Genomic DNA, 25,044 nt, shown 5'->3' with positions numbered 1-25,044 from the left:
CGCCGCGGGGTCGCTGATAGCATCGCAGCGACACCTAGGAGCGCGATGAGTGTCGATTTCACCCCCGATCCTCGGCTGTATCCATTCGTGTCACGCTGGTTCGACAGCACCAGGGGCCGCCTGCACTATGTCGACGAGGGCCCGACTCGTTCTCAAGGCCCGCCGATCCTGCTGTGCCACGGCAACCCGACCTGGAGCTTTTTGTACCGCGACATCATCATCGCGCTGCGCGACCGCTTCCGCTGTGTCGCACCGGACTACCTCGGTTTCGGGTTGTCCGAGCGCCCGGCGGGATTCGGATACACGATCGCCGAGCACGCGGGGGTGATCGGCGAGCTGGTCGATCATCTCGGCCTCGACGGCTACCTGACGATGGGTCAGGACTGGGGCGGGCCAATCAGCATGGCGGTCAACGTGGCGCGGGCGGATCGGGTGCGCGGCATCGTCTTGGGCAACACCTGGTTCTGGCCGGCGGACACGCTACCGATGAAGGCCTTCGGCGCACTCATGTCCAGCCGCCCGATGCAGTACGCGATTCTGCAGCGCAATTTCTTCGTCGAGCGGCTGATTCCCGCGGGCACCGGCCGCCGGCTCAGCGCCGCGGTGATGGCGCACTACCGGGCGGCCCAGCCCAGCCCGCAGGACCGGGTGGGCGTGGCGCGCATGCCCACCGAGATCCGGGCCGCCCGGCCGCTGCTGGAACGGCTCGCGCGGGACGTGCCCGCCGCGCTGGGCGCCAAGCCCGCCTTGCTGGTCTGGGGTATGAAGGATCCGGCATTCCGGCCCGGTCCGATGATTCCGCGGATGCGCGCCGCCTTCCCCGACCACGTCGTCGTGGAGTTGCCCGGCGCGAAGCATTTCATCCAGGAGGACGCCCCCGACGCGATCGCGGCGGCGATCGCGTCGCGGTTCAGCTGAGCTGTGAGGCGTACGACGGCGCCTGCGGCCGCACGCAAATGAGGTTGCGGTCGCCGTAGGCGTTGTCGATGCGGCGCACCGGCGGCCACACCTTGGGGCGGAAGGCTTTGCCGAGCGGGTAGGCGGCCTCTTCCCGGGTGTACGGGTGATCCCAGTCGGACACCAGCAGGCAATCGGCGGTGTGTGGCGCGCCCCGCAGCGGGTTGTCGTCGACGGGCCACCGCCCCGCGGCCACTTTGTCGACCTCGCCGCGGATCGCGATCATGGCCTCGCAGAACGCGTCGACCTCGGCCAGGCTCTCGCTTTCGGTGGGCTCCACCATCAGCGTTCCAGGCACCGGGAAGCTCATTGTTGGTGCGTGAAAACCGTAGTCCGCCAATCGTTTGGCGACGTCGTCGACGGTCACGCCGGTGGCCTTGGTGATCGGGCGCAGATCCAGGATGCACTCGTGGGCGACCATCCCGTTCTCCCCGGTGTAGAGCACCGGGTAGTACCGGTCGAGCCGGCGGGCGATGTAGTTCGCCGCCGCGATCGCGGTCAGCGACGCTGCCCGCAGGCCGGCGGCACCCATCATCCTGATGTAGGCCCAGCTGATCGGCAGGATCGACGCCGACCCGTAAGGCGCCGAGGCCACCGGGCGACCCGGCGGCAGCTCGGGGGCATACGGATGACCCGGCAGAAACGGCGCCAGATGCGCGCGGGCCACCAGCGGTCCGACGCCCGGGCCCCCGCCACCGTGCGGGATGCAGAACGTCTTGTGCAGGTTGAGATGACTGATGTCGCCGCCGAATTTCCCGGGCCGGGCCAGGCCGATCAGCGCGTTGAGGTTGGCGCCGTCGACGTAGACCTGCCCGCCGGCGTCGTGGACGGCGGCGCAGATCGCGGCGATGTCGCGTTCGTACACGCCATGGGTGGACGGGTAGGTGATCATCAGCGCGGACACCCGGCCCGCGTGCTCGTCGATCTTGGCACGCAGATCATCAAGGTCGACGTCACCGTTGCCGCGGCAGGCCACCACGACCACCCGTAGCCCGGCCAGCGCCGCCGACGCGGCGTTGGTGCCGTGCGCGCTCGACGGAATCAGGCAGACATCGCGGTGCGGTTCGCCGCGGCTAGCATGATAGCCGCGGATCGCCAGCAGGCCCGCGTACTCCCCCTGCGAGCCGGCGTTGGGCTGCAGCGATACCGCCTCATAGCCGCTGAGCTGTGCGAGCCAGCTGCCCAGCTGGTCGATGAGCTTACGCAAGCCCACGGTGTCGCCCGCCGGGGCGAACGGGTGCAGCCGCGCGAACTCCGGCCAGGTGATCGGCTCCATCTCGGCGGCGGCGTTCAGTTTCATGGTGCACGAGCCGAGCGGAATCATGCTGCGGTCCAAGGCGATGTCCTGATCGGCAAGCCGGCGCAGGTAGCGCATCATCGACGTCTCGGTGCGATAGCTGGTGAACACCGGGTGCGTCAGAAACTCCGACGTGCGGGTGGCGATATCCGGGCCGTGGAACTCCCGCGCCGGCCGGGCCCCGAACGCGGCCAGCACGGCGGTGACATGCTCGTCGGTGGTGGTCTCGTCGCAGGCGACCGATACGTGATCGTCGTCCACCTTCCACACGTTGATACCGCGCTCTTTGGCGGCGGCCTGCACCTGGGCGGCCCGCCCGGGAACCCGGGCCAGCACGGTATCGAAGAACGCCGGATGCGCCACCTCGATCCCGGCTTCGGTCAGCCCGGCGGCCAGGTGACGAGCATGCGAGTGTACGCGGCGCGCAATGGCGGTCAGGCCCTCGGCGCCGTGGTAGCTGGCATACATCGCGGCCATCACCGCGAGCAGCACCTGCGCGGTGCAGATGTTGCTGGTCGCCTTGTCCCGGCGGATGTGCTGCTCACGGGCCTGCAACGCCAACCGGTAGGCCGGCGTTCCGGCGGCGTCGACCGAGACGCCCACCAGCCGGCCGGGAAGCTGACGGGTGTAGGCGGCGCGCACCGCCAGATACGCGGCATGCGGCCCGCCGAACCCCATCGGCACCCCGAACCGTTGCGTCGTCCCGAACGCGACGTCCGCCCCGATCTCGCCGGGCGGGGTGATCAGCGTCAGCGCCAACAGGTCCGCGCCGACGGCGACCAGTGCGCCGCGGTCATGTGCCTGCGCCACCAACCCGGACCAGTCGGTGATCCGGCCGCTGGCGCCCGGCAGCTGGACGATGACGCCGAAGAACTCCTCCCCTGTCGGCAGGCCAGCACGCAGATCGAGGGTGACGATCTCGATGCCCAGCGGCTCGGCGTGGCCGGCCAGCACCGCCGCGCTCTGGGGGAACAGGTCCACGTCGACGGCCAGCCGGTGCGACCCGCCCCGCGCGCTGCGGTGCATCAGCGTCATCGCCTCGGCGGCCGCACTGGCCTCGTCGAGCAGCGACGCGTTGGCGACCTCCAGGCCAGTGAGGTCGCACACCATCGTTTGAAAATTCAGCAACGCTTCCAGCCGACCCTGGCTGATCTCCGCCTGGTAGGGCGTGTACGAGGTGTACCACGCCGGGTTTTGCAAAATGCCTCGCCTCAGCACCGGGGGCGTAATGGTGTCGTAGAAGCCCTGCCCGATCATCGACACCGCGACGGTGTTCTCATCGGCCATCGCACGCAGCTCGGTCAGCGCCTGGGCTTCGCTGGCAGGCGGCGGCAAGTGCTCCAGGCCGGGTGCCGCACCGGTGTCGGCCGGGGTGTCGAGGATGCTCGCGGGCAGCGCTTTGACCGCCAGGTCGTCGAGGGTGTTAACGCCGATGACGGCGAGCATGGCCGCGATTTCCTCACTATCCGGGCCGATGTGCCGGTCGGCGAATGCGCGGGGGGCGGTGACAGAGTCCGGGTCGGCCATCGAAACTCCTGACGTCAGAGCGGAACCACCACCGGCTGGCTACCCGGCTCGCCCCCCAAGCGGGGATACCCGCGGGCCGTGCGGCCCCCGGGTTCGCCGAGTGCGCCGTGTCCCTCTCCCTCTGTCGTCGACCCGCGCCGGGTGCCTGAGAGATTCGACCACTGATGCCTGGTCTTTCCCCATCGGCGGGTGACCCGAGCACGCGGGCCACCGCTTTCCAGAGGCATCGAAGTCTGGTGCGGTCCGGGTGCCTGAGAGGTTGACGGAGAGGTGCTGCTCCTTCGGCGTCCGTGGCTGGCCGTCACGGAACTCTCCCGCACCAGCGCGATGCGAAGGCGATTTTACCCACCGGTGGTGCCGGCAGGACTGGGCGGCGGTATAGCAGCGGTCCGCCGCCATGCCGGGCTGACCGCGCTGAAGACGGGAACCGTGCTCACGGGTACCCCCTCCACCGGATCGGCTCCGACGCCGTGGGTTTGCTACGGATCATCACCCAAGACGGCGCGCAGCACGCAAGAGCGGCAGCGATCCGCCGGGTAGCCGATTGCGGGCGATCGGCCGGCGCAGTCGGCCACCGTCGTGCCGACATCGTCGAGGCGGCGTTCGTCACCCAGTGCGAAATCCAGTACGGCGGCGTCCGCCGGCCATCCTCAGCCGATCTTGCGGTCGCGGTGTTTGCGCCGCGACGCGAGCTCATCCTCTGGGGCCGCGATCGACTCGCCGCCGTCGGCGCGTTCTCCGGGAAAGTCCGCAATCACACCGGTGAGCTCGCGCATCGCACCAGACACCGCGATACCGAAGACTCCCTGCCCGCCCTGCAGCAGATCGACGACCTCCTCCGCGGACGTGCACTCGTAGACGGTCGTGCCGTCGGAGAACAGGGTGATGTTGGCCAAATCCTGGACGCCACGCCGGCGCAAATGATCGACGGCGACCCGGATGTTGTGCAGTGAGATCCCGGTGTCGAGCAGCCGCTTGACAATCTTGAGGACCAGCAGGTCCTTGAACGAATAGAGCCGCTGGCTGCCAGAACCTGCCGCGCTGCGGATCGACGGCACGACCAGCGAGGTGCGCGCCCAATAGTCCAACTGGCGGTAGGTGATTCCGGCTATCTGACAGGCACTCGGGCCTCGGTAGCCGACCAGCTCATCAGGTATCGAATCGTCGGGGAACAGGCCGTCTTGCACGGGCTCGCTCGGGACCGGGGCGGTCCCGTCACGGTCGGCCGCGGTGTCCTCGGGGCTGGGTCCGGCAGCGGCGTCTGAGTGGTCCGCAAACTCGAGCTGGTCTTGATGTGGTTGCTCGCCCACGGTGTTTCCTCTCGGCGATCGCGCTCATCGTCACTGGCTGCCCCGGCAGTTGCTCAGGCCCGAGTGCTTGAGAGCATACGCTTTCCGACGAGCCGTCTGCTCATCATCGCCCTCAAAGTATGGCGATCCTTCGGGTTGCTCACCGCTATCCGCGGGGCGTGTCGGCTGCGCTGTCGCATCTGAGACCCATCCGTGATGCGGCGCGTGGGTTTGTCCGCGACCCGCACCCCGCCGTTCGGTGGCCAGGGTGTTAGGTGGCCTTGAAATCGTCGGGCGACACGCTGTCGAGGAACTCCTTGAACTTCTCCACCTCGTCCTCCCGGACAGCTCCAGCGGACTCCGCGTCGGTACTGTCCGGGATAAGTAGGCCAGCCTCGGCGAGTACCGCCTCCTCAACATAGATCGGCACACCGACCCGCAGCGCGATCGCCACCGAGTCCGACGGTCGCGCGGACACCCTGATGTTCCGGTCGAAGATCAGATCCGCGTAAAAAGTGCCCTCCTGCAAATCGACGATCCGCACCTCCTTAAGCGAATGCCCAAGCGCGGCAATAACATCGCGGATCAGGTCATGTGTCAGAGGCCGGGGCGGCTCCACGCCCTGCTGCTCGAGCGCGATGGCTGCGGCCTCCGCCTGGCCGATCCAGATCGGCAGGTACCGGTTCCCATTAGCCTCGCGCAGCAGCAGCACTGGCTGGTTCTGCGGCTGCTCGACGCGAATGCCCACCACGCGAACTTCACCCATCTGTGCCCTCCGCATATGCTGCCTGTCCGAGTCTGACCTGGTGTCGCGGTGCGGCGCACTCACCGAACCATCGAATACCAAGCCGTCACACGAAGTCTAGTCCTCAGCGGTGAAGAACGTCGCGAACAGCCGACTTGATCAGCGCCGTGTGCAACGTGATGGTCAGCGCGGCGACCTCACGCGCCAACTCATCGGCACGGTCACGCGCACCGGCCTTGCCGGCCTTGACCACCGGCCCGACGATCTGCGCGATCAGGTCGGATTGCCGATCGGCCGCCGAGCGAAACGCCCGCAGGTGCCGTGGCTCGACGCCGTATTCCGCCAACGCCCGGGCGCATTGCAGGATGACGACCGCGTGTTCGTCGAAAAACCCGGCCGGACCCGAGGTGACCACCCCCGCCTTCAGCAGTGCGCTCAGCAGCGCCTCGTCCACCCCGGAGCGCGCCAGCAGGTCTTCCCGGCTCAACCGCGTGCGAGCGGGTGCCACCGCCGCGGCGTCGGATCCGGCGTCCGCGCGCGAACCGCCCGCCACCGATACCAATCGCGGCATCCCATACGATGATCCGGTTGGGGGTAGCTCACCGTCGGGCTGGGCATCCAGTTGCGCTTTGATCACCTTCAGCGGCAGGTAGTGGTCTCGTTGGGCGGTGAGGATGAAGCGCAGCCGCGCGCAGTCGTATGCGCTGAACCGTCGATATCCCGACGCGGAACGCTGGGGTGTCAGCAGCCCCTCGGCTTCCAGGAAACGAATCTTGGACACCGTGATATCCGGGAAGTCCGGGCGCAGCAGCTCTAGCACCGCCCCGATCGACATCCCGGCCAGTGCGGGGCCGTCGGGAGCGGTCACTAGTGTGCGGATCCCTGGTCGTCGGCGGGCTTCGGGCCGGTCAGAAACACCAGGCGGAACTTACCGATCTGCACCTCGTCACCGTTGGCCAGCACTGCCGAATCAACCGGCTCGCGGTTGACGTAGGTGCCGTTGAGGCTGCCCACGTCGACGACATGGAACTCGTTGTTCTCCAATCGGAATTCGGCGTGACGACGGCTCACGGTGACGTCGTCGAGGAAGATGTCGCTATCGGGGTGCCGGCCGGCCGAGGTAATCGGTTGGTCGAGCAGGAAGCGTGATCCCGCGTTGGGCCCCCGCTTGACGACCAGCAGCGCCGAGCCCGGTGGCAGTCCCTCGACCCCGGATACCGCGCTTTCCACACCGGCCTGCGCGGGCGCCTCCAGCTCGCTGAGGAAATCGGCGCGGAACACCGATGTCGTCTCCACGGTGACTTCCTCGGAGGTCCGGTCGCTGTCTTTCTTCTCCGTCACCCGCTGCTCCTTACTGACCGCCTCGGCGTTGTCTGCCGGGTCCCTCGGCTGGCTTCCCATCGGCTTTGCTGCCGATGTGTCGACCGTACCGCGCGCCGGTGCGCAATGTGCCCACCACCACACGACCGGCGGCCGGCCGGGTCTGCGCTGCTCATTCGGTCAGCGTGCCGCGGTAGGCCTCGGCGTCCAGCAGGCTCGCGATACCCCGCTCGAGGGTGTCGCCGTCGGCTTGCAAGTCGATCAGCCAGCCCGCGCCATACGGGTCGGAGTTCACCAGTTGCGGGCTGGTTTCCAGATCGCTGTTGACGGCAACCACTTTCGCGGTGACCGGTGCGTAAAGGTCCGAGACCGACTTGGTCGACTCCACCTCACCGAACGATTCGCCGGCCGTCACCTGCGTGCCGACCTCGGGCAGCTGCACGAACACGACGTCGCCAAGCGCCGATTGCGCAAAATCGGTGATCCCAACCCGCACCGTGTCCTCGCCGGTGCGACGAACCCACTCGTGTTCGGCGGTGTAGTAAAGGTCGGGCGGGATAGTGGTCACGGTGATCCTGTTCTGGTCGCTGGTACTCACTTGACGGGCTGAGCGTATTGGTGCGATTTCGGTTGCCGCAAGGCGGTCACGTCCACTCGGTCTGCCTGCTGTATCGACATGTGCCCACCGACACGTTTCACGTTATCGACCGCGCCGCCGGGAATGTTCATCGCCGCGGCCAGTGTCGGCGGATCGCCAATCGCCAGAATCGAATACGGCGCGACCAGCGTCTTCCCGTCGATCCTCAGCGCGCCGGCGGCGCCGCTCACCCAGGTGTCCACGCCCACGCGCACGGCCTGGTGCCGGTCGCCGATCTGGATTGCCTCGGCGCCGGCGGCCCGCAGCTCGTTGATCACGTCGAGCATGGTCTCTGCCGACACGCCCGATCCCGGGTCGGTGATCGTCATGCTCACACCGCGCCCGGTGGCGCCGACGGTACCCGCCAGGATGGACAGGGCGGCCAGGCGCGCCTGGGCGTGTTCGATGGCGGCCTGATCGCTGCTGCCCGCCGCCCGCAGCGAACTCAAGGTGCGCTGCAGCTCGGCCACTTCGGTGTTCAGCGCGGCCTCCCGTTGCCGCAGCGAATCCAGCAGCACCAGCAAATCGGCTGGCCGCGCCGTTTGCAGGGCATCACCGGAGGCGTTCTGGCGGACTTGGGTGACAATGGCGATGCCCAGGATCAGGCACAGCAGCACCACCAGCGCGCCGAACACCGGCCGAGAGCGGCGCGCCGCGCCGGGCAATCCGCTCCACCGCAGGCCCCGAGGCGCGGCCCGCGGGTAATCCGGGGGCAATTCGTGGCGACCATGCTGCGGGCCCGCCGCATCGGGTGTCGCGCCGGCGCGCTGCCGGACAGCGCCGTCGCCGTGCTCATCGTCGGGTTGCGGGCCATCCGGTGGCCCGGCTTGCTGGCTCATGGTGGGCTCACTTCTCTCCCGTTGCGCTCACGTCCCTCACGCCCCAAACACTCACGCCCCAAACAGCCGGCGCCGCAGCGCTGCGGTGTTACCAAAGATGCGGATTCCCAGCACCACGATGATCGCCGTGGACAATTGGGTGCCGACTCCGAGCTGGTCGCCGACGTAGACGAGCAATGCCGCGACCACGACGTTGAACACGAATGACACCACAAAGACCTTTGAATCGAAGATCCGCTCCAGGTAGGCCCGCAGCCCGCCAAACACCGCGTCCAAAGCCGCCACCACCGCGATCGGCAGATAGGGCTGGATCGCCTCGGGAACGCCGGGGTGGAACACCAGGCCCAGCACAATGCCGGCGATAAACGCCGCTAACCCGATCACCGCGGCCGACCCCGCTGCCCGAGGTGACCGTCTCCGCCCTTGAACCCCGCCGGCGGCGGGTGGCACATGGGTGTCATGCGAATCACTTTCACGCGGTTTCTCTCACCGAGGCACAATCTGTTCGGCGAACTTGACATCCCGGTTCGCTCCGGCCGGGAGCCTGAGGTCCGGCCCGACACTCACGTTGACACCGACACCGTAGGAGACCTCCAGCAGCCGCAGGCGCTGCAACCCGGAGCTGCGTTCGAAGACGTCCGGCATAGTATGCGGCGGGCCGACCGCGAGAATCGTATACGGGCTGCTGATCGCGGTATTGTCCACCAGGATCGCCCCACCCGCCTGGCGAATGGTCACGTTCGGCCCGATCCGGACTCCGCCGACGGAAATGGCCTCAGCGCCACTGGCCCACAACGAGTTGACGACAAGCTGCAAATCCCGGTCCAAAATGACCAACCGACTACCGGCCACGCGCTGTTTGGACACATCGGAAAGGGTCGGGCCCACGCCCGGATCGGTCACGGTCACCTTCAGGCCGGGGCCGATGACGCGGGCGGTGGCGCCCGCCAGACGCAGCGTGTCGAGGCGGGCCAGCAGCCGCTGACCTGCGGTGTTGGCGGCGAGCTCCTGCCGTTGCAGATCGTCGACTCGGGCTGCGAGGGCGCCGCGACGCGCGGCCAGCTCATTGGTGGCCGACTGAGCGGAGCGCACGCTTTGCCGCAACACCTGCTGCTCCGCGCGCACCCCCGGAGCCATCGAGCGCGCCTGCGCGGCCGCGGCGGCGACGACCGCGGCCACCAGCAACGCGGCCAGGGCCTGCCAGCACCACTCGCGCACCCGGGCCCGCCCGGCCGGGGCTGTGTCAGCCCGCTGGCGCCGAGCGGCCGCCGCCTGGTAGCCGGGATCAAGGTGCTGCGACAGCAGGGCCCGCAGCAACGAGGGCACCGGGAGCCGCCGCGACCGTGCGGCCTCATGCGCCCCACGGCCAGCAGCTGAGTCATAGCCGCCAAGCATCGGGTCCGGGTCAGCCATCGTCATTGGGTCCTTCCCGTCGGCCCCTCGGCCCCGGATGCCGGCGGGGCGCAGCGCCCGGATGTGCCGGGCGACCAGGCCGCCAGCGGGTGCGGGCGGCCACCGTGGGCATCGTGCGCACGACCGCGACCACCTGCGTCGCATACAACACCAGCGCCCACAGATACATATACAGGCCCCAGATCAGCGCCGCCCAACCACAGGCCAGCAGCACCCGGCTCCACAACCCGTCCAGATGACCCAGCAGGATCAGGGGGAAGGCGCTCATCAGCCCGAAGGTCGCTGCCTTGCCGACATAGGTCACCGGCAATGCGACGAGCCCACGGCGGCGCAGCGTCGGTAGGGTCGCGGCCAAAAGCCCGTCTCGTGTCAGCAGCGTGATGACGATCCACCACGGAACAAGGCCGCGCATCCCGAACGCGATCGGCACGGTCACCAGGTAGAGCCGATCGACCGCCGGGTCCAGCAGCACCCCCAGTCTGGAGGCTTGGCCCAGCGCCCTGGCGATTTTGCCGTCCGCCCAATCGGAGACACCGCTGACGGCCAGGATCACCACCGCCCACACGTCGGCGTGCGCGACCAGCAGCGCGTAGACCAACACCGGGATCAGCGCCAGACGAACCGCGCTGAGCGCGTTAGGCACCGTCAGCACCCGGTCGTGCACGGGCCCGGGCTCCATCGGCAATCAGGCCTTAGCGGAATACCCCGGGCAGACTCAGCACCGACAGCGCGTCGTCGGCCAGCGGGTTGTCTCGCACCATGTAGGTCCACGTTGACGTGGGCCGCGCCAGCTTGGAGAGATCCACCCACGGCTCGTCGTCCAGCACATTAGCGGTTTCGAACGTCTGCTGGGCGGCCTCGATCGCGTTGGCGGCCAGGGAGGCGAACGCGTCGACCGCCATCCGGTGAAACTCGTCAAGCGGGTTCTGCCTGCCCAGGGCGCGCAGATGGATGCTCTCCCGGATATCGGCCAGATACGCCAGATGATCCGCCCAGCCGCGGTCCAGGTGATAGAGCATGATCAGTCGGCAGACCTTCTCCAGCTGGTCTTCCGACAGGTGCTCGGCGAGTTCCCGGTACCGCTCGGCTGACAGCTCGGCGAGTTCCTCACGCGCGGCGGGCGTGCGCAACAGGGTGTCGCGGCGCTCGACGATGATGGCCCGCTGCTGGGCGATCAACTGGTTGTAGCGCCAGGTGTTGGCGTGCACGTCAAGCAGTTTGCCCTCCGCGACACGCTGGGCATGGTCAAGCAGGCCCGCCGCCTTGGGGCTGATGACCCGGCCGTTCTCGTCGGTTTGCCGCGGCAGCTTGTGCTGCTCGAGGTTGGCCGCGGCGACGTCGTCTTCCCAGCTGGAGAAGAACACCGACGAACCCGGGTCGCCCTGGCGACCGGCCCGGCCGCGCAGCTGATTGTCCAGCCGCTCGGTGTGGTGGCGGCCGGTGCCGACCACGTGCAGCCCGCCCAGTTCGGCCACCCGGTCGTGGTCGGCCTCGTCGGAGCCCCCGAGCCTGATGTCGGTGCCGCGCCCGGCCATTTGGGTGGACACCGTGACGGCGCCTAATTTGCCGGCCTCGGCGATCACCCGCGCCTCCTCGGCATCGTTTTTGGCGTTGAGCACCGCCGCGGGCACCCCGCGACGCAGCAGCCGCCGGTGCAGTTCCTCGGATTCGGCCACGTCGCGGGTGCCCACCAGCACCGGCTGCCCGGTCTGGTGCACCTCGATGATGTGCTCGACGATCGCGTCGTTCTTGGCGGCCGCGGTGATGTACACCCGGTCGGGCTCGTCCTCGCGAATGTTGGCGGTGTTCGGCGGTATCGGGGACACGCCGAGGCCGTAGAACTGGCGTAGCTGCTCACCGGCGGCCAGCGCGGTTCCTGTCATGCCGCACACCGTCGGGTAGCGGTTGATCAGCGCCTGCACCGTGATGGTGTCCAGCACCTCGCCGGTCTCGGTGGTCTCAATGCCCTCCTTGGCCTCCACCGCGGCCTGCAGGCCATCGGGCCAGCGCTGCAGCGCCGCGATGCGTCCACGGGACGCGTTGATCAGCTGGACCGCGCCGTCGCGGACGATGTAGTGCACGTCGCGCTGCAACAGCACGTGGGCGTGCAGCGCCACGTTGACCTCGGTCAGCGTGGTGCCCACGTGCTCTTCGGAATACAGATCGATGCCGCCGAGGGCCGCCTCCACCCGCTGCGCGCCGGCTTCGGTGAGGTGCACGTTGCGGTTGTCGGCGTCGGTGGCAAAGTATTTGTCGGCGTCGGCATCGCTGACCAGCTCCCCCACCAGCCGGATGATCTCCGGCCGTGGTGTTTCCCGGTGGGTGGTTCCGGCCAGAACCAGCGGCACCAGCGCCTCATCGACCAGCACCGAGTCGGCTTCGTCGATCAGCGCCACATCCGGGTTGGGCGACACCAGGTCGGCGACGTCGGTTACCAGCTGATCGCGCAGCACATCGAAACCGATCTCGTTGACCGAGGCATACGTGACGTCGCAGGCGTAGGCGGCGCGGCGCTCCTCGGCGGTGGAGTCGGCGGCGATCCAGCCGACCGTTAGGCCCAGCGCCGTGATCAACGGGCCCATCCATTCGGCGTCGCGGCGGGCGAGGTAGTCGTTGATGGTGACGACGTGCACGTGGCGGCCCGCCAGGGCATAGCCGGCGGCCGCGATGGCGCCCGCCAGGGTTTTGCCTTCCCCGGTGGCCATTTCAATCACGTCGCCGGCCAGCATTCGCAGCGCGCCCAGCAGCTGCACGTCGAACGCCCGCAGCCCGGTGAACCGCGCGCCGGCTTCCCGGGCGATGGCGAGGAACTGGGGGATATCGGGGGATTCGGCGAGCGTGTCCAGCTGCAGCAGCTGCGCCGCCTTGCGCAGCTGCTCATCATCAAGCTCTGCGGCCTTCTCACCGTATTCCGCCGCAGCGCTTACCCGGGCGAGGGAACGGCTGAGATTCTTCTCCGTGGTGGCGCCGAGCAGCCGCCAGAATCGGCCGCTCAGCCGCCCCGGCAGGACGCTGGTGGTCTTGGGCACAGCACAACGGTACGCGGGCCCGCCGGGCGGCCGCCGCCGGCCGTCAGGCGAGGGTGGACCGGCGCGGGTAGGCCACGGCGGGGTCGGTGAGCACGTTGACGACGGCGGGCCGGGAGCTGGCGAAGGCGCGTTCCAGCGCGGGGCGAAGCTGCGCGGGGGCCGTGACCAGCTCGCCATGGCCGCCCAGGACGCGCACCACCTCGTCGTAGCGGGTTCCCGGGCGCAGGCCGGCAACGACCGAGTAACCGTAGAGCGCCTCCATCGCGTGCTTCTCCAGGCCCCAGATGCCGTTGTTGCCGATCACCGACACCACCGGCACGCCGTGGCGGACCAGGGTGTCCCATTCCATGCCGGAAAATCCGAAGGCGCCGTCGCCCTGCAGCAGCACGACCTGACGCTCGGGGCGGGCCAGTTTGGCGGCCAGCGCGTAGCCCGGTCCGGAGCCCAGGCACCCGAACGGGCCGGGATCCAGCCAGCATCCCGGGACATAGCTGTCGATCACCCGGCCCGCGTAGGACCCGAAATCGCCGCCGTCGATCACCATGATGGCGTCGCGGTCCAGCAGCGGCGCCAGCCCGGCGTATACCCGCATGGGGTGCAGCGGAATCCGCTCATCGGACAGCTCGGCCCGCTCCAGGTTGCGCGCGGCGGTCTCCGCCTCCCGCAGCTCGCCGATCCAGTCCCGGTGGTCGCCCCGGCCGCCGTCGGCCAGGGCCGCAAGGGTCGCGGGCAGGTCACCATAGAGCGCGGCCGCCACCGGCCGCGGATGCTCGCGGCCCGGGTGGGTGCGGTCGGCGACAATGAGCTGGGTCTGTGGGCCGAACACCCCGCCAAAACCCAGCCGAAAGTCCATCGGCGCCCCGACCACCAGGGCAACGTCAGCCTGGCTCAGCGCTTTTGCCCGCACCCGCGAGAACGCCAACTCGTGATCGGCGGGCACCGCACCGCGGGCCATCCCGTTCATCAGCACCGGTATGCGGCGCTCCTCGGCGAGCCGCCGCAGCGCCGCCTCCGCGTGGCCCCACCAGACGTTGGTGCCGGCCATGATCACCGGCCGGCACGCCCCGGCCAGCAGGCTTGCCGCGCGGTCGAGAGCGTCGCCGTCGGCTGCCGGCGCGGGCGCCAGCTCGGCCAGCGCCCCGGGACGGGGGTCGGTAGCGCAGGGCGAGAAGACGTGATCCAGCGGGAAGTCGACAAACGCCACACCGGACGGGGCGGTGACCGCTGCCCGCAGCGCCTCGTCGACCAGCCGCCCGGCGTCATCGGCGGACTGCGCGGTGGCCGCGAACCGCGCCAGCGGCGCGACAAACGGCACGTGGTCGACCTCCTGGAGCGACCCCATGCCCCACCGCGCCGCGGGCGCCCGGCCGCCGAGCACCACCAGCGGGGAGGCGTTCTGCTGAGCGGCCGCCATCGCGCTCATCCCGTTGGTCACACCGGGTCCGGCGGTCAGCGCCACCACGCCGGGGGTCCGCGTGATCTTGGACCAGCCCTCGGCGGCAAAGCCCGCGGTCTGCTCGTGGCGGGTGTCGATCAGCCGGATGCCCTCGCTGCGGCAGCCGTCGTAGATGGCGAACAGGTGGCCGCCGGATAGGGTGAAGACCGTGTCCACACCGCTGGCCCGCAACCGCTGCGCGATGAGCCGGCCGGCGTGCACGGTCTGGGTGGGTGCGGTGTCGGCAGTCATTCCCGCAGCCTATCCACTCGCGGCGGCGTTGCTGTTTGAGAGCGGCGTTTGCTAACGGCCGGCCCGCTCGGTGACGGTACCTTCGCCCCTGGATGATCGATAAGGCGCCGTGTTGACGCCTAACCCACCCGGACAGCCACGAGGAGATGTCGAAGTTGGGCACCAAGCCGTTCACACCGTCCATCGACTGGGGCCACGCTCTGGGCGACTCGTTGTGGTGGATCGCCCAGGCGTGGGCGATCAGCGCTGCCTGTGTTTTCGCGGTACTGGTTGCGCTCCGGTATGCGACGCGGTGGGGCCGGCAGTACTGGCGGATCACTCGCGGCTACTTCACCGGCGGCCCACGCGCTGTCGGCGTGTGGCTGATGCTCGGCGTGCTGTTGCTGTCGGTCATCGTGGCGGTTCGCCTGAGCGTGCTGCTCAGCTACCAGGGCAACGATTTGAGCACCGCCGTGCAAAAAGCCGTCCAGGGTTTGGCCTTAGGCGATGATGACGTGAAACGCTCTGGGATCCACGGCTTTTGGATGTCGCTGGAGATTTTCTGCGTGCTCGCGGCGATCTTCGTGGCCCGGGTGATGGCCGATATCTATTTGACCCAACGTTTCATCATCGCGTGGCGGGTCTGGCTGACCGATCATCTCACCAACGACTGGCTGGACGGCCACGCCTATTACCGAGATCTGTTCATCGACAACACCATCGACAATCCCGACCAGCGCATCCAGCAAGACATCGACATCTTCACCGCAGGCGCTGGTGGCACGCCGAACATCCCGTCGAACGGAACGGGAAGCACGCTGCTGTTCGGCGCCGTCCAATCCGTGGTGTCGGTGATCTCGTTCACCGCGATCTTGTGGAACCTCTCGGGGCGGCTGAGCATCCTCGGCGTCGATATCCCGCGGGCGATGTTCTGGGCCGTGCTGGTCTACGTGCTGGCGGCGACGATCATCGCGTTTTGGATCGGGCGCCCGTTGATCCGGTTGAGCTTCCGCAACGAGATGCTCAACGCCGCGTTCCGGTATAGCCTGGTGCGGTTACGGGATTCCGCTGAGGCCGTGGGTTTCTGGCGTGGCGAGCGAGCCGAGCGCTCCCAGTTGTGGCAACGTTTCACCCCCGTCATCGACAATTACCGCCGCTACGTGCGTCGCACCATCGGATTCAACGGCTGGAACTGGTCGATGACGCAGATCATCGTTCCGCTGCCATGGGTGATCCAGGCACCGCGGTTGTTCGCCGGAAAGATCCAGTTCGGCGATGTCACCCAAACCGCGATGGCATTCGGAAACATCGAGGAGTCGCTATCCTTCTTCCGCAACAACTACGACGCGTTCGCCGCTTTCCGCGCGGCCATCATCCGGCTGCACGGGCTGGTCGACGCCAACGCCCGGGGCCGCGAACTGCCGGTGCTGGCCACCGCGGCCAGCACCGATGGCTCCGTTGAGCTCGACCACGTCGAGGTGCGCACGCCCACCGGCGTGCAGTTGATCGATGGGCTTGACATCCGCCTCGAGCCGGGCGAATCGCTGGTGATCACCGGCCCCTCCGGGAGCGGCAAGACCACGCTGCTGCGCAGCCTCGCGGAGCTGTGGCCCTACACGTCGGGGACGTTGCGCCGCCCCGACGGCGACAATGAGGCGATGTTTTTGTCCCAGCTGCCGTACCTGCCGCTGGGCAACCTGCGTGCGGTGGTGTCCTACCCGAGCCCCCCCGGGGCTATTCCCGACGACGCCCTGCGTGACGCGCTGGTCAAGGTGGCGTTGGCTCCCCTGGCCGACCGCCTTGACGAAGACACGGACTGGGCCAAGGTGCTCTCCCCCGGCGAGCAGCAGCGCGTCGCGTTTGCCCGCATCCTGCTCACCAAACCCAAGGTGGTCTTCCTAGACGAGGCCACCTCGGCGCTCGATGAGGGGCTGGAGTTCGCGCTCTACCAGTTGCTGCGCAGCGAATTGCCGGACTGCATCGTCGTCAGCGTCGGCCATCGGCGCACCCTCGAGCAGCACCACGAGCGCATGCTGACGCTGCTCGGCGCGGGCGAATGGCGGTTGAGCAGGGTCGAGGAAGAGCCGGCGCGGGTTTAACCGGCCCGCGCCCGCGATGCCTGGGATCTGGGTCTGTAGACCCCGCCGGCCGCGATGATCTCGCGGGCCGGGTGCGAGCGGCTAACGCCCGGCTAGGCTTGGCTCGGACGGCGCGGGCGCCCGGCGCAAGCCGGTCAACACCCCGACATCCTCACGGACCTGCTGGGAGACCGTCGACCAGGACACCGCCGCGGGAAACTGGCCCCACACACTGTTGAATATTCCGACGATCCTGGCGGCACCGGCGCCGTTGGTCACATAGACCGGTCCGCCCGAGTCACCCTTCTGGCTCACGATGCCGTGCGCCATGGTGAACCACCCGTTGTTGACGCGTTCGACAGTTCCGCAGCTCTCGCCGGTGATGACCCCGAAATGGCAGACGCCTTCCCCGGGCTCGACCACCAGACCCGGCTCGGACTCCAGCGGCCGCCCGACGGGCAGGACGTTGTTTGCCGTCACATCGTCAACCAGCACAATCGCCTCATAGTCGGCGATCAACTGATCACTGCCCACGGTCGAGCCGCTCGGCGTATTGTCCCGGAAAGTCGCGAGGTGGCCGATGATATGACCGTCCTTGTCGGCCACCTGCTCGCCACCGCGGCAGTGACCGGCGGCGAACGCGACCTTCAGCCCCGGGTCGACGTAACCCAGGGTGCACACCTGGTTGCCCTGGCGGATTTCCATTCCCGGGAAGACCAGCACGGCATCGGCGTTGACCGGCGTCGCTGACACTGCGCCCGCGAGCAGCGCCGCGGTCAGTGCCACCGCGGATGCATGCGTCGCCGGGCGACCCATTATCGACTCCATTGCGTCGGGGCCGGCGCAGCGACCGGCCGAATGGCCACCGGGGTCACGATTCCCCACGTTAGCGCCTTCAGCCCGAACCGGCGTGAGCATCCGTCCCGGTTTGGCTGGGTCGGGCAGCAGCGATACCAGGTCAGGGAATGGTCAGCACCTGTCCGGGGTGAATCAGATCAGGGTTGGCGATGCCGCTGGCGTCGGCGATCACCTGATACTTGCTGCCGTCGCCGTAGAAGCGTTCCGAAATCGCCCACAGCGTGTCGCCGGCGACGACGGTGTACGTTCGGGGCGCGGTGGGCTCGGCCGCGGGTGCCGGCGCCTCGGGTTCGGGGGTCGGCTCTTCGGCGGCGGGGGCTTCGGCTTCGGGCTCCGGTGGCGGCGGGGCATCGGTCTCGGTCTTGGTCGACCATGCGGGCCCGTCGGCGGCGTAGAGCACCAGGTTGCGGTCGTCCTGCAGGACGAGCCTGACGTCCTTCTTGCCCTTGGTGTTCGTGGCCCAGACCGGTTTGCTCGCGGTGTACAGGACGAAGTTGCCGTCGGGCTGTACCTCGGCGCGCACCACGTCTTGACCGTTGGTCCCGGTCGCCCAGATGGCTTTGCCGCGCACGGCCAGCACCAGGTTGCCGTCGTCTTGCAGGGTCAGCGTGTAGGCGCCGTTGCTCGAGGTGAGAGATTCTCCTTTGACCAGCTTATGTCCTTGAGTAAGCGTGTCTCCCACGGCATTTCCTCCTTGTCGGCGCAATCCGGCCAACTACCGGCCAGGCGTCGTTGCTTATGCACGACCATGGCGAGCTTACTGATGTCGCCAATCCCCGGGATGGTTTCGGCTCGATGCAAAGGAAACCGGCCGCCACACGGTTGATGAACATTGGTTGATGAACATTGGCGGTGCGCCGGCGGCGCCGTATCCGCGACAACGAGGCCGGCTTGAATGACGCCGCGTCCCGCTCGCCGACGTCCGGGTGGGGGTTGCGCTGATGCCCCGGTTTCGGGCGCGGCGATATCGGACTGCGCCACGCGGCGGGTGTGCAAACTCGGGACCCGGCGCAGCGCCTTGCGATGGAACTCGCGTGGTTGCAGATAACGCCCAGACGACCGCACCGAAGCCGGCGGATCCCAGCGACAAGCGACGCGCGCGTGAGACACCGTCCCGCCGGGGAAGGCGCCTGCCAGCAGCGCCAGCAGCGAGTCGAGCGCATCAGTCGAACAGGCTGCCCTGGGTGCCCTTGTCGGCGACTTGCCTGGATGCCCACCCTCGGATGGACGCGTCTGGATCGTTTTCCGCCAGCGCCTGCACCAGCTCCTCCTGGCCGTCGGCAAGCAGCCATTCCAGGGCTGCTTTGCGGGGCGCTTTATGTCCCCACGCGAGCGCCGCGTTCAGCACTGCGTCCGCCTGATCCGGCTCGAGATGGTCGACTACGCGTACGGCTCCGGTCACCACGGCCGCCGCGTCGCGCGCTGGCAGTGACCGCGCATGATCGAGCACGTCGCCTGCGCGCGCTCGGTGTCGCGCGAGCAAACGGCCCGCTGCCCAGGCCCGTAGCGGCGGCCACACGTTACGGTGCGCGGTCACGGGGGTGTTCGGATCCACGAGGATGATCCGGCCCGGTCCCGGTGCGCCGAGGTCGTACTCGACGACGCTGGTGCCGACCCACCAGAACGGGTGCCGGTAGCGCACTACCCGTTCGCTCCACAACAGCAGGTCGGCAAGCCGGTCCTGGTCATCATCGTCGAGAATCCCCGAATCCATGATGCCGGCAACCACTTTCTCGCTCCCGTGGGACCACCGCCAGTCGGTGCACAGCAGTAAAGCGGAGTCGAAGGCGCCCGGCTCACCGCCGTGGTGGAGTCGCCGGAAGGCATCGACGGCGACCGCTGGTGGCACCCGGCGTCCGCCCGTACCGGCCACCAGCAGCCGCCACAGGCTCAACGGGTCGGTGATATCGGCGATCTCCATCGACACCGGTTCAGCCATCCGTCCATCTTGACAGCGCCGCGCACGACAATGAACTACCGTCGTCGGCGTGGCGAACGACGACGAAGTCCAGCGGATCATCAAGGAGGCCCTGTCGGAACTCGGGCCCACCGATGTGCAGGCGCTCGCACAGCGCCTAGCCTCGGCTGGCATGCCGTCGGTCGAGCAGGTGCTCGCCGCGACCAAGCCACCGTCATGCCGCAGGCCACGCCGCGGGGAGCCGGTGACGCTTCGGGTCCGCGTCGATCTGGTGGGAACCACGCCGCCCGTATGGCGGCGGCTCGAACTCGCATCGGATCTCTTCCTTGACGAAGTGCATGAGATCATCCAGGCCGCTTTCGGCTGGACGGATTCGCACCTGCACCAGTTCGGTTGCGGCCCACATTATTACAGCCGTGAGACGGAGTACTATCTGTGCCCGTTCTCGGTCGCCGACGGTGACGCCGAGGGCGTGCCGGAAGAAGAGGTGCGGCTCGATGAGGTGCTGGTCGACGTCGGCGACAAACTGTTCTACACCTACGATTTCGGCGATGACTGGCAGCACGTCATCCGGCTCGAGGCCGTGCTGGACCGTTACGAGTCGACTCCGCGGTCGATCTGCACCGGCGGGCGCCGCCCCGCTCCCGCCGAAGACTGCGGTGGCATCGGCGGTTACGCGCTGCTGGCCGCGGCCACCGATCCAGCGCACCCCGATCATGCGGCAGTCCTTGCCGAGTACGCCGAACTCTATGGCCCCGATGCTGATCCGTACGGCTGGGCGCCGAAACCGTTCGATGTGGACGTGGTAAACGGTGTATTGGCCGATCTCGGTGCTATCGCCTCCCGGCACGAGATCCCCAGCCCGTTACGGGATCTGCTCGATGCGATGCGGATTATGGATGGGCGGCATCGGCTGCGTCGTCTGCTGGGCAGCGCGCGACTGGGCGATCCGGTGCTCATCGGCGCCGACACCGCCGCCGCGGCGGTACGCCCGTACGCGTGGCTGCTCGAGCGCGTCGGCGACGACGGCATCAAACTCACCCAGGCTGGCTACCTGCCACCGGTACATGTCGCAGCCGCATTCACCGAACTCGGGTTCGACGACGTGTGGATAGGCGCGGGCAACCGCGAGGACCTCACCTATCCGGTGTTGGACCTGCGGCGGTCTGCGCAGCGGATCGGGTTGCTGCGCAAGCGTCGTGGCTGGCTGGTTGCGACCGCGCGGGGACGGGCGCTGCGTACCGACCCGGTCGGGTTGTGGTGGCACCTCGCGGAGCGGACACCGGTCGCGTCCAGCAACCGGTGCGTGCACCAGGCCGGGCTGCTTTACCTGGCCGCGGTGGCGGCCGGGATCGCCGGGGACCACGAGAGGATCGTCGCGGAACTGCTCGGCGCGCTCGGCTGGATGCGCGGCGACGGCTCTCCGATCACGGCGGCGTCGGCGGCTGCGGTGACCTCCGAGGTCGCTGCCACGCTGCGCCGGATGGGCTTGTTGCGGCGTGGAGGATCCGCCCTGGACCAACCGGAGCGGCCGACCAGGACTGCGGTTGAATTTGCCCGCGCCGCGCTGACAGCATGGCCGCGATAAGCCGCGATAAGACAATCCCCGGGACCTTCACGGTGTGATCGCGTCCAGGCATCGCGGCCTGTGTTGCTGTCGGCGCGCCAGCAAGGTGCCAAAATCAGTGTCAGCGCTGATCAGCACGCGCCCCTCGGCGGCAGCCAACGCGATGACCGCATCATCGGTCGCACTGGCCAATCCACGATCACGAAGATGAACGACGTCGGACCGGCCTCGATGAGAAATCTGGACAGTGCAGGCGAAGATTCTCGTCCAGCAACGGTTTCATGCGCTCGGACGCAGCGGCGACTCTCGCTCCCGCACTGCCTCAGCCGCGTAGCACAGACCCGACTTCCGCAGTTCGTAGGCATATTTCGGGGTAGCGCGGAGCGATTGTGCTGGTAGGAGGCTTGCAGAGTCACCGAAACGGCGGATTCGTGTAGGCACACGAGTTCCGGCGTGTCGCTGGACTTCACCAGCGAATATGTGCTAGCAGTGTAGGGGTGTACCTGCGGGAGACGAAGCGGCGCAACCGCGACGGGTCGACGGTGTCGTATCTGCAGCTGGCGCACAGCGAACGCCATCCGGTCACCGGGGTGCCCTCGGCGAAGGTGATCCACAACTTCGGCCGCGCTGACACCGTGGACCGCGACGCGCTGGCCCGACTGGTCGCCTCGATCTCGCGGTTCCTCGACCCGGCACAGGCGATCGCGGCCGCGCACACCGGCGAGATCGAGATCTTGGACTCGCGCCGCTTCGGCGGGGCATGGGTGCTCGACCAACTCTGGGACCGGCTGGGTGTGGGCGCGGCGCTGCGCCGGGTCGCCGCGGACCGGCGCCTGGACGCCGCGACCGTGGAGCGGGTGCTGTTCGCGCTGGTGGCGCAGCGGGCGCTGGAACCGGGCAGCAAGCTGGGCGCCACACGGTGGGTCGCCGAACGGGTCGCGATCGCCGAGTGCCCCGGGTTTTCCGATGACGCGGCGTATCGGTCGATGGACTTTTTGCTCGCCGCGCTAGGCGAGATCGCCGCGCAGATCTTCGATTCGGTCGCGCACCTGCTCAACCTGGACGTCGACATCGTCTTCATCGACACCACCTCCACCTACTGGGAGGTCGATGTGCCCGACGAACTGGCCGACCTGGCCCCCGAACCCGAGGTCGACGACGGCACCGCGAAAGCGGTCGAGCGGGCCGCGCGCCGGTTCGGCAAGTCCAAGGACCACCGCGACGACCGGCCTCAGGTGGTGATCGCGATGGCGGTGACCCGCGACGGAATCCCGGTGCGCTGCTGGACCTTTCCCGGCAGTGAGAGCGATCAGCGGATCATCCGCACGGTCAAAGACGATCTGGGATCGTGGAATCTGCACCGGCTGGTGTGGGTGGCCGACGCCGGGTTTGCTTCCGCGGCCAACCGCGCCTATCTCACCCGCGGCGGCGGGCACTACATCCACGCCGAGAAGCTGCGCCACACCAACGCCGAGGCCGCCGACGCGCTGGCCCGCCCCGGCCGTTACCACGACGTGGCCGACAACCTGCGGGTCAAGGAGATTCGGGTGGCACCCGGCGGCGGCAACAACGAGGGGGTGCGTGCGGAGCGGTTCGTGGTGTGCCACAACCCGGATGCCGCCGACCGTGACGCAGCAGTGCGTGAGCGGCTCATCGAGCACCTCTCCGGGCTGATCGATGGCTCGGACGCCTGGCCGAAACGCAAGCGCGACGAGTTCGTCGGCTCCTTGAAGGGCAAGCCCGGGCTGCGCAGGCTGTTGCGGCGCACCAAGACCGGGCTGCTGCGCATCGACCGCGCCGCCGCCCAACGTGAAGCCCACTACGACGGCAAGTGGCTGCTGCGCACTTCCGACCTCACGCTTACCGCCGAGGATTTGGCCGCCGCCTACAAGCAGCTGCTCGCGGTGGAACGCGGCTGGCGCGACGCCAAGAGCTCGCTGGGGCTGCGCCCGGTCTACCACCACCGCGAGGACCGCATCCGCGCTCACGTCCAACTGTGTTGGCTGGCACTGCTTCTCATCCGCGTCGCAGAAACCCGCACCGGCGACACCTGGCGCAATCTGCGCCACGAACTCGACCGCATGCACCTGGTCACCTTCGCCACCGCCGACGGCCGCGTGGCGCAACGCTCCGCCCTCACCGGCGATCAGAAAACCATCCTCGCCGCGCTCGACCTACCCGAACCACCCAAGTACCTCGCCTTCACACCCGGCATCGACGCCGCCGTCGCCGACTGACGAACCCCGCCCGGATCGCTGGCGTCGTGTAGTAACACGACCCAAATCGGCTCATCCCACGTTTGCGCTAGTAAACGCCCAAATCCGGCGATCCGTGTGCCCACTATCTGCGGAAGTCAGGACAGAGCTTCGGCGACATCCTCTTCCTCGCTCTTGCGCATCACCTACGTGGCCTCGCCCAGCGCCCTGCTCCCCAGGACCGGTCAACGCTATCGTGCTGGCCACCAAGCCGACCGGCGTCTAGGTCATCTGCGAGCTGGCAGGCCAGCTCGATGCGATGGTCCCCTCGGGTTTCCGGCATGGGATGTCATCCCGGACGGTGATCGAAAGATGCTGTTCGGACAACGGAATTGAGACCAGAACCGGGATGTGCGTAAGGGGGCGGGCAGCGCCGCGCGTCGCTGTCGTTGAGACAGGCAGGCGGCGAGGGGATCCCTGGTGTGGTGCGCGGGTATGACGACGGCTCGCTGATCGCTCAGCGACCGGTGGTGCGCTATCGGCCGGTCCGGGTAGCGGTCCGATGACTATCTGTGTGTCGAGGGCGTGCTGTTGGTGTTCGCAGCCGGCAATGTGGCCGCCGCGCGCATGGAGGAGAAACACCTATCGGTGACGCCGTGTCAGCAAGGGGCGCCCGATGCGTCGTCGCTACGCTGGCCCCAATGTCATCAGCGACCTGTTCGCTAGGCCGACGTTACCGCTGCGGATTGCTTGGTACGTCAGCGTTCTCGATCGCGACTCGGCGGGTGCGGTATACACCGGGGGCTGCAACCGCGAAGTACTGGCTACTGGCGTGCGGAGCGAGCGGCAAGACGCCGAAGACGACCATCAACACCCTACCGATCTATCCACCCCTGCCCCGCGACCGTGCGGCCTTGCCGGCGACCGCCGCGCTGGCTCTGCAGGAGCGACCGACGCTTGGACCTGACTGCGGTTAGCCCGGATGCACCGGTGGCGGTGGGTCGCTTGAATCACCCGCATACCACTGCACCGCGTAAATGCCGGGCTGCAGGGAGAGCTCCGCGACGAGTCGCTCAAGCTTGGCCGGAGCGTGGCCGTCCATAAGCAAATGCGCTGTCAATGCGACGTTTTCATCGTCCGCGCGGCCGGTATGGATACCGCGCAAGATGAGGTCGTTCGCGCTGGTGTGCTGCACGATCTGGGCACGCGCATATTTTTCGGATTTGGGGCGACAAATCAGCTGCACCTGGTACGGCTGCTGCTCCTCATCTTCATCGACGGGGTTGCCAGGGTCGATCAGCCGGCCCAGCGGGCGTCCCAGCAGGTGCACGGCGATGATGGTCCCGGTGGCGATCAACGCGAACGCCAGGTGCCCGCCGGCAGCCAGCACGCCGACGGCGGCCGAGCACCAGAGAGTGGCCGCGGTGTTGAGCCCCCGAACGGTGAAGCCTTGACGCAGGATTACCCCGCCGCCGAGAAACCCGACGCCCGACACTACATAGGACGCCACCCTGGTGGGGCTGCTGTCATTGGTTGCGGCAGCGTAGAGCACGAATAAGGTCGCTCCCGTTGCTACCAATGTGTTGGTGCGCAGCCCGGCCATCCGAGCGCGCCACTGGCGTTCGAGTCCGATGAGCGCGCCGCAGCCCAGCCCCACCGCCAGGCGTAGCGCGAAATCGACGACGCTCAGCGTATGCATCGGACGCTTT

Annotated in this window: 21 protein-coding genes and 1 riboswitch; of the genes, 4 read left to right on the top strand and 17 right to left on the bottom strand. The window is 68.1% G+C overall.

Annotated features, from left to right (window positions below; genetic code table 11):
* Window positions 1-45 precede the first annotated feature (45 nt).
* Window positions 46-918 (top strand): haloalkane dehalogenase, encoded by an 873-nt coding sequence (locus MSM1_RS15900; protein ID WP_213444220.1) that lies wholly within the window; start codon window positions 46-48, stop codon window positions 916-918.
* Here the strand turns inward: MSM1_RS15900 and gcvP are convergent.
* The 12 genes from gcvP to MSM1_RS15840 all read right to left on the bottom strand — a co-directional run bounded on the left by gcvP (window position 911) and on the right by MSM1_RS15840 (window position 14,740).
* On the bottom strand, window positions 911-3,781 hold the full coding sequence (gcvP, locus tag MSM1_RS15895; protein WP_213444219.1) for an aminomethyl-transferring glycine dehydrogenase: 2,871 nt from the start codon (window positions 3,779-3,781) through the stop codon (window positions 911-913). The two genes, MSM1_RS15900 and gcvP, sit on opposite strands and share 8 nt — an antisense overlap.
* Window positions 3,782-4,010: 229 nt before the next feature.
* Window positions 4,011-4,108: riboswitch (glycine riboswitch) on the bottom strand.
* Window positions 4,109-4,431: 323 nt separating this feature from the next.
* Window positions 4,432-5,091, bottom strand: a complete 660-nt coding sequence (locus MSM1_RS15890) for a MerR family transcriptional regulator (protein ID WP_213444218.1) — start codon at window positions 5,089-5,091, stop codon at window positions 4,432-4,434.
* A 250-nt stretch (window positions 5,092-5,341) separates the two neighbouring features.
* Window positions 5,342-5,836 carry a bifunctional nuclease family protein gene (locus MSM1_RS15885; RefSeq protein ID WP_213444216.1) on the bottom strand — a complete coding sequence of 165 codons (495 nt, stop codon included), beginning with the start codon at window positions 5,834-5,836 and terminating at the stop codon, window positions 5,342-5,344.
* A 103-nt stretch (window positions 5,837-5,939) separates the two neighbouring features.
* The gene (locus tag MSM1_RS15880) at window positions 5,940-6,683 is read right to left on the bottom strand and encodes a MerR family transcriptional regulator (RefSeq protein ID WP_213444213.1); all 744 of its coding nucleotides are present in this window, start codon (window positions 6,681-6,683) and stop codon (window positions 5,940-5,942) included.
* A complete protein-coding gene (garA, locus tag MSM1_RS15875) occupies window positions 6,683-7,156 on the bottom strand; it encodes a glycogen accumulation regulator GarA (protein WP_213444211.1) in 474 nt (157 codons plus the stop codon). The genes MSM1_RS15880 and garA overlap by 1 nt, the downstream gene beginning before the upstream one ends.
* A 151-nt stretch (window positions 7,157-7,307) precedes the next feature.
* Window positions 7,308-7,703, bottom strand: a complete 396-nt coding sequence (gene gcvH, locus MSM1_RS15870; protein WP_213444539.1) for a glycine cleavage system protein GcvH — start codon at window positions 7,701-7,703, stop codon at window positions 7,308-7,310.
* A gap of 26 nt (window positions 7,704-7,729) precedes the next feature.
* A complete protein-coding gene (locus tag MSM1_RS15865; protein WP_213444209.1) occupies window positions 7,730-8,611 on the bottom strand; it encodes a DUF881 domain-containing protein in 882 nt (293 codons plus the stop codon).
* A gap of 51 nt (window positions 8,612-8,662) precedes the next feature.
* Window positions 8,663-8,995 (bottom strand): small basic family protein, encoded by a 333-nt coding sequence (locus tag MSM1_RS15860; RefSeq protein WP_213444206.1) that lies wholly within the window; start codon window positions 8,993-8,995, stop codon window positions 8,663-8,665.
* Window positions 8,996-9,097: 102 nt separating this feature from the next.
* Window positions 9,098-10,024: a DUF881 domain-containing protein gene (locus MSM1_RS15855; RefSeq protein ID WP_213444204.1), complete on the bottom strand. Its 927-nt coding sequence runs from the start codon at window positions 10,022-10,024 to the stop codon at window positions 9,098-9,100.
* Entirely contained in the window at window positions 10,017-10,703 is a 687-nt protein-coding gene (locus MSM1_RS15850; RefSeq protein WP_213444202.1) for a CDP-alcohol phosphatidyltransferase family protein, read from the bottom strand. The genes MSM1_RS15855 and MSM1_RS15850 overlap by 8 nt, the downstream gene beginning before the upstream one ends.
* 13 nt (window positions 10,704-10,716) lie before the next feature.
* Window positions 10,717-13,053: an accessory Sec system translocase SecA2 gene (gene secA2 / locus MSM1_RS15845; RefSeq protein ID WP_213444200.1), complete on the bottom strand. Its 2,337-nt coding sequence runs from the start codon at window positions 13,051-13,053 to the stop codon at window positions 10,717-10,719.
* A gap of 43 nt (window positions 13,054-13,096) precedes the next feature.
* Window positions 13,097-14,740: an acetolactate synthase gene (locus tag MSM1_RS15840; RefSeq protein ID WP_213444198.1), complete on the bottom strand. Its 1,644-nt coding sequence runs from the start codon at window positions 14,738-14,740 to the stop codon at window positions 13,097-13,099.
* Window positions 14,741-14,895: 155 nt separating this feature from the next.
* Between MSM1_RS15840 and MSM1_RS15835 the strand changes: the two genes are divergently transcribed.
* Window positions 14,896-16,818 carry an ABC transporter ATP-binding protein/permease gene (locus MSM1_RS15835; RefSeq protein ID WP_213444537.1) on the top strand — a complete coding sequence of 641 codons (1,923 nt, stop codon included), beginning with the start codon at window positions 14,896-14,898 and terminating at the stop codon, window positions 16,816-16,818.
* 81 nt (window positions 16,819-16,899) lie between these two features.
* Here the strand turns inward: MSM1_RS15835 and MSM1_RS15830 are convergent, their stop codons facing one another.
* From MSM1_RS15830 to MSM1_RS15820, 3 genes are all read right to left on the bottom strand, one after another.
* On the bottom strand, window positions 16,900-17,613 hold the full coding sequence (locus MSM1_RS15830) for a S1 family peptidase (protein ID WP_236056439.1): 714 nt from the start codon (window positions 17,611-17,613) through the stop codon (window positions 16,900-16,902).
* 142 nt (window positions 17,614-17,755) lie between these two features.
* The gene (locus MSM1_RS15825) at window positions 17,756-18,337 is read right to left on the bottom strand and encodes a LysM peptidoglycan-binding domain-containing protein (RefSeq protein ID WP_213444196.1); all 582 of its coding nucleotides are present in this window, start codon (window positions 18,335-18,337) and stop codon (window positions 17,756-17,758) included.
* A 480-nt stretch (window positions 18,338-18,817) separates the two neighbouring features.
* Complete coding sequence (locus MSM1_RS15820; RefSeq protein ID WP_213444193.1) at window positions 18,818-19,594, bottom strand: hypothetical protein; 777 nt, start codon at window positions 19,592-19,594, stop codon at window positions 18,818-18,820.
* A gap of 49 nt (window positions 19,595-19,643) precedes the next feature.
* Between MSM1_RS15820 and MSM1_RS15815 the strand changes: the two genes are divergently transcribed.
* Window positions 19,644-21,161, top strand: coding sequence for a plasmid pRiA4b ORF-3 family protein (locus tag MSM1_RS15815; protein WP_213444191.1), 1,518 nt, complete (start codon window positions 19,644-19,646; stop codon window positions 21,159-21,161).
* Window positions 21,162-21,188: 27 nt separating this feature from the next.
* On the opposite strand, the gene MSM1_RS23025 is transcribed toward MSM1_RS15815, so the two are convergent.
* Window positions 21,189-21,380 carry a DUF5615 family PIN-like protein gene (locus tag MSM1_RS23025; protein WP_374101736.1) on the bottom strand — a complete coding sequence of 64 codons (192 nt, stop codon included), beginning with the start codon at window positions 21,378-21,380 and terminating at the stop codon, window positions 21,189-21,191.
* 257 nt (window positions 21,381-21,637) lie between these two features.
* Between MSM1_RS23025 and MSM1_RS15805 the strand changes: the two genes are divergently transcribed.
* The gene (locus MSM1_RS15805) at window positions 21,638-23,377 is read left to right on the top strand and encodes an IS1634 family transposase (RefSeq protein ID WP_213440569.1); all 1,740 of its coding nucleotides are present in this window, start codon (window positions 21,638-21,640) and stop codon (window positions 23,375-23,377) included.
* 931 nt (window positions 23,378-24,308) lie between these two features.
* Here MSM1_RS15805 and MSM1_RS15800 read toward each other — a convergent pair.
* The gene (locus tag MSM1_RS15800; RefSeq protein WP_213444187.1) at window positions 24,309-25,034 is read right to left on the bottom strand and encodes an MgtC/SapB family protein; all 726 of its coding nucleotides are present in this window, start codon (window positions 25,032-25,034) and stop codon (window positions 24,309-24,311) included.
* Window positions 25,035-25,044 lie beyond the last annotated feature (10 nt).

The organism is Mycobacterium sp. SM1 (assembly GCF_018361265.1).
Lineage (GTDB): Bacteria > Actinomycetota > Actinomycetes > Mycobacteriales > Mycobacteriaceae > Mycobacterium.
Note: the sequence above shows the minus strand (reverse complement) of the source record. Positions and strands in the feature narration are given on the sequence as shown.

Coding starts and splice junctions, on each gene's coding strand:
- MSM1_RS15885 (WP_213444216.1), bottom strand. CDS start 5,836: ATGGGTGAAGTTCGCGTGGTGGGCATTCGCGTCGAGCAGCCGCAGAAC.
- MSM1_RS15800 (WP_213444187.1), bottom strand. CDS start 25,034: ATGCATACGCTGAGCGTCGTCGATTTCGCGCTACGCCTGGCGGTGGGG.
- MSM1_RS15865 (WP_213444209.1), bottom strand. CDS start 8,611: ATGAGCCAGCAAGCCGGGCCACCGGATGGCCCGCAACCCGACGATGAG.
- MSM1_RS15855 (WP_213444204.1), bottom strand. CDS start 10,024: ATGGCTGACCCGGACCCGATGCTTGGCGGCTATGACTCAGCTGCTGGC.
- MSM1_RS15840 (WP_213444198.1), bottom strand. CDS start 14,740: ATGACTGCCGACACCGCACCCACCCAGACCGTGCACGCCGGCCGGCTC.
- MSM1_RS15900 (WP_213444220.1), top strand. CDS start 46: ATGAGTGTCGATTTCACCCCCGATCCTCGGCTGTATCCATTCGTGTCA.
- gcvP (WP_213444219.1), bottom strand. CDS start 3,781: ATGGCCGACCCGGACTCTGTCACCGCCCCCCGCGCATTCGCCGACCGG.
- MSM1_RS15820 (WP_213444193.1), bottom strand. CDS start 19,594: ATGGCTGAACCGGTGTCGATGGAGATCGCCGATATCACCGACCCGTTG.
- MSM1_RS15830 (WP_236056439.1), bottom strand. CDS start 17,613: ATGGGTCGCCCGGCGACGCATGCATCCGCGGTGGCACTGACCGCGGCG.
- MSM1_RS15850 (WP_213444202.1), bottom strand. CDS start 10,703: ATGGAGCCCGGGCCCGTGCACGACCGGGTGCTGACGGTGCCTAACGCG.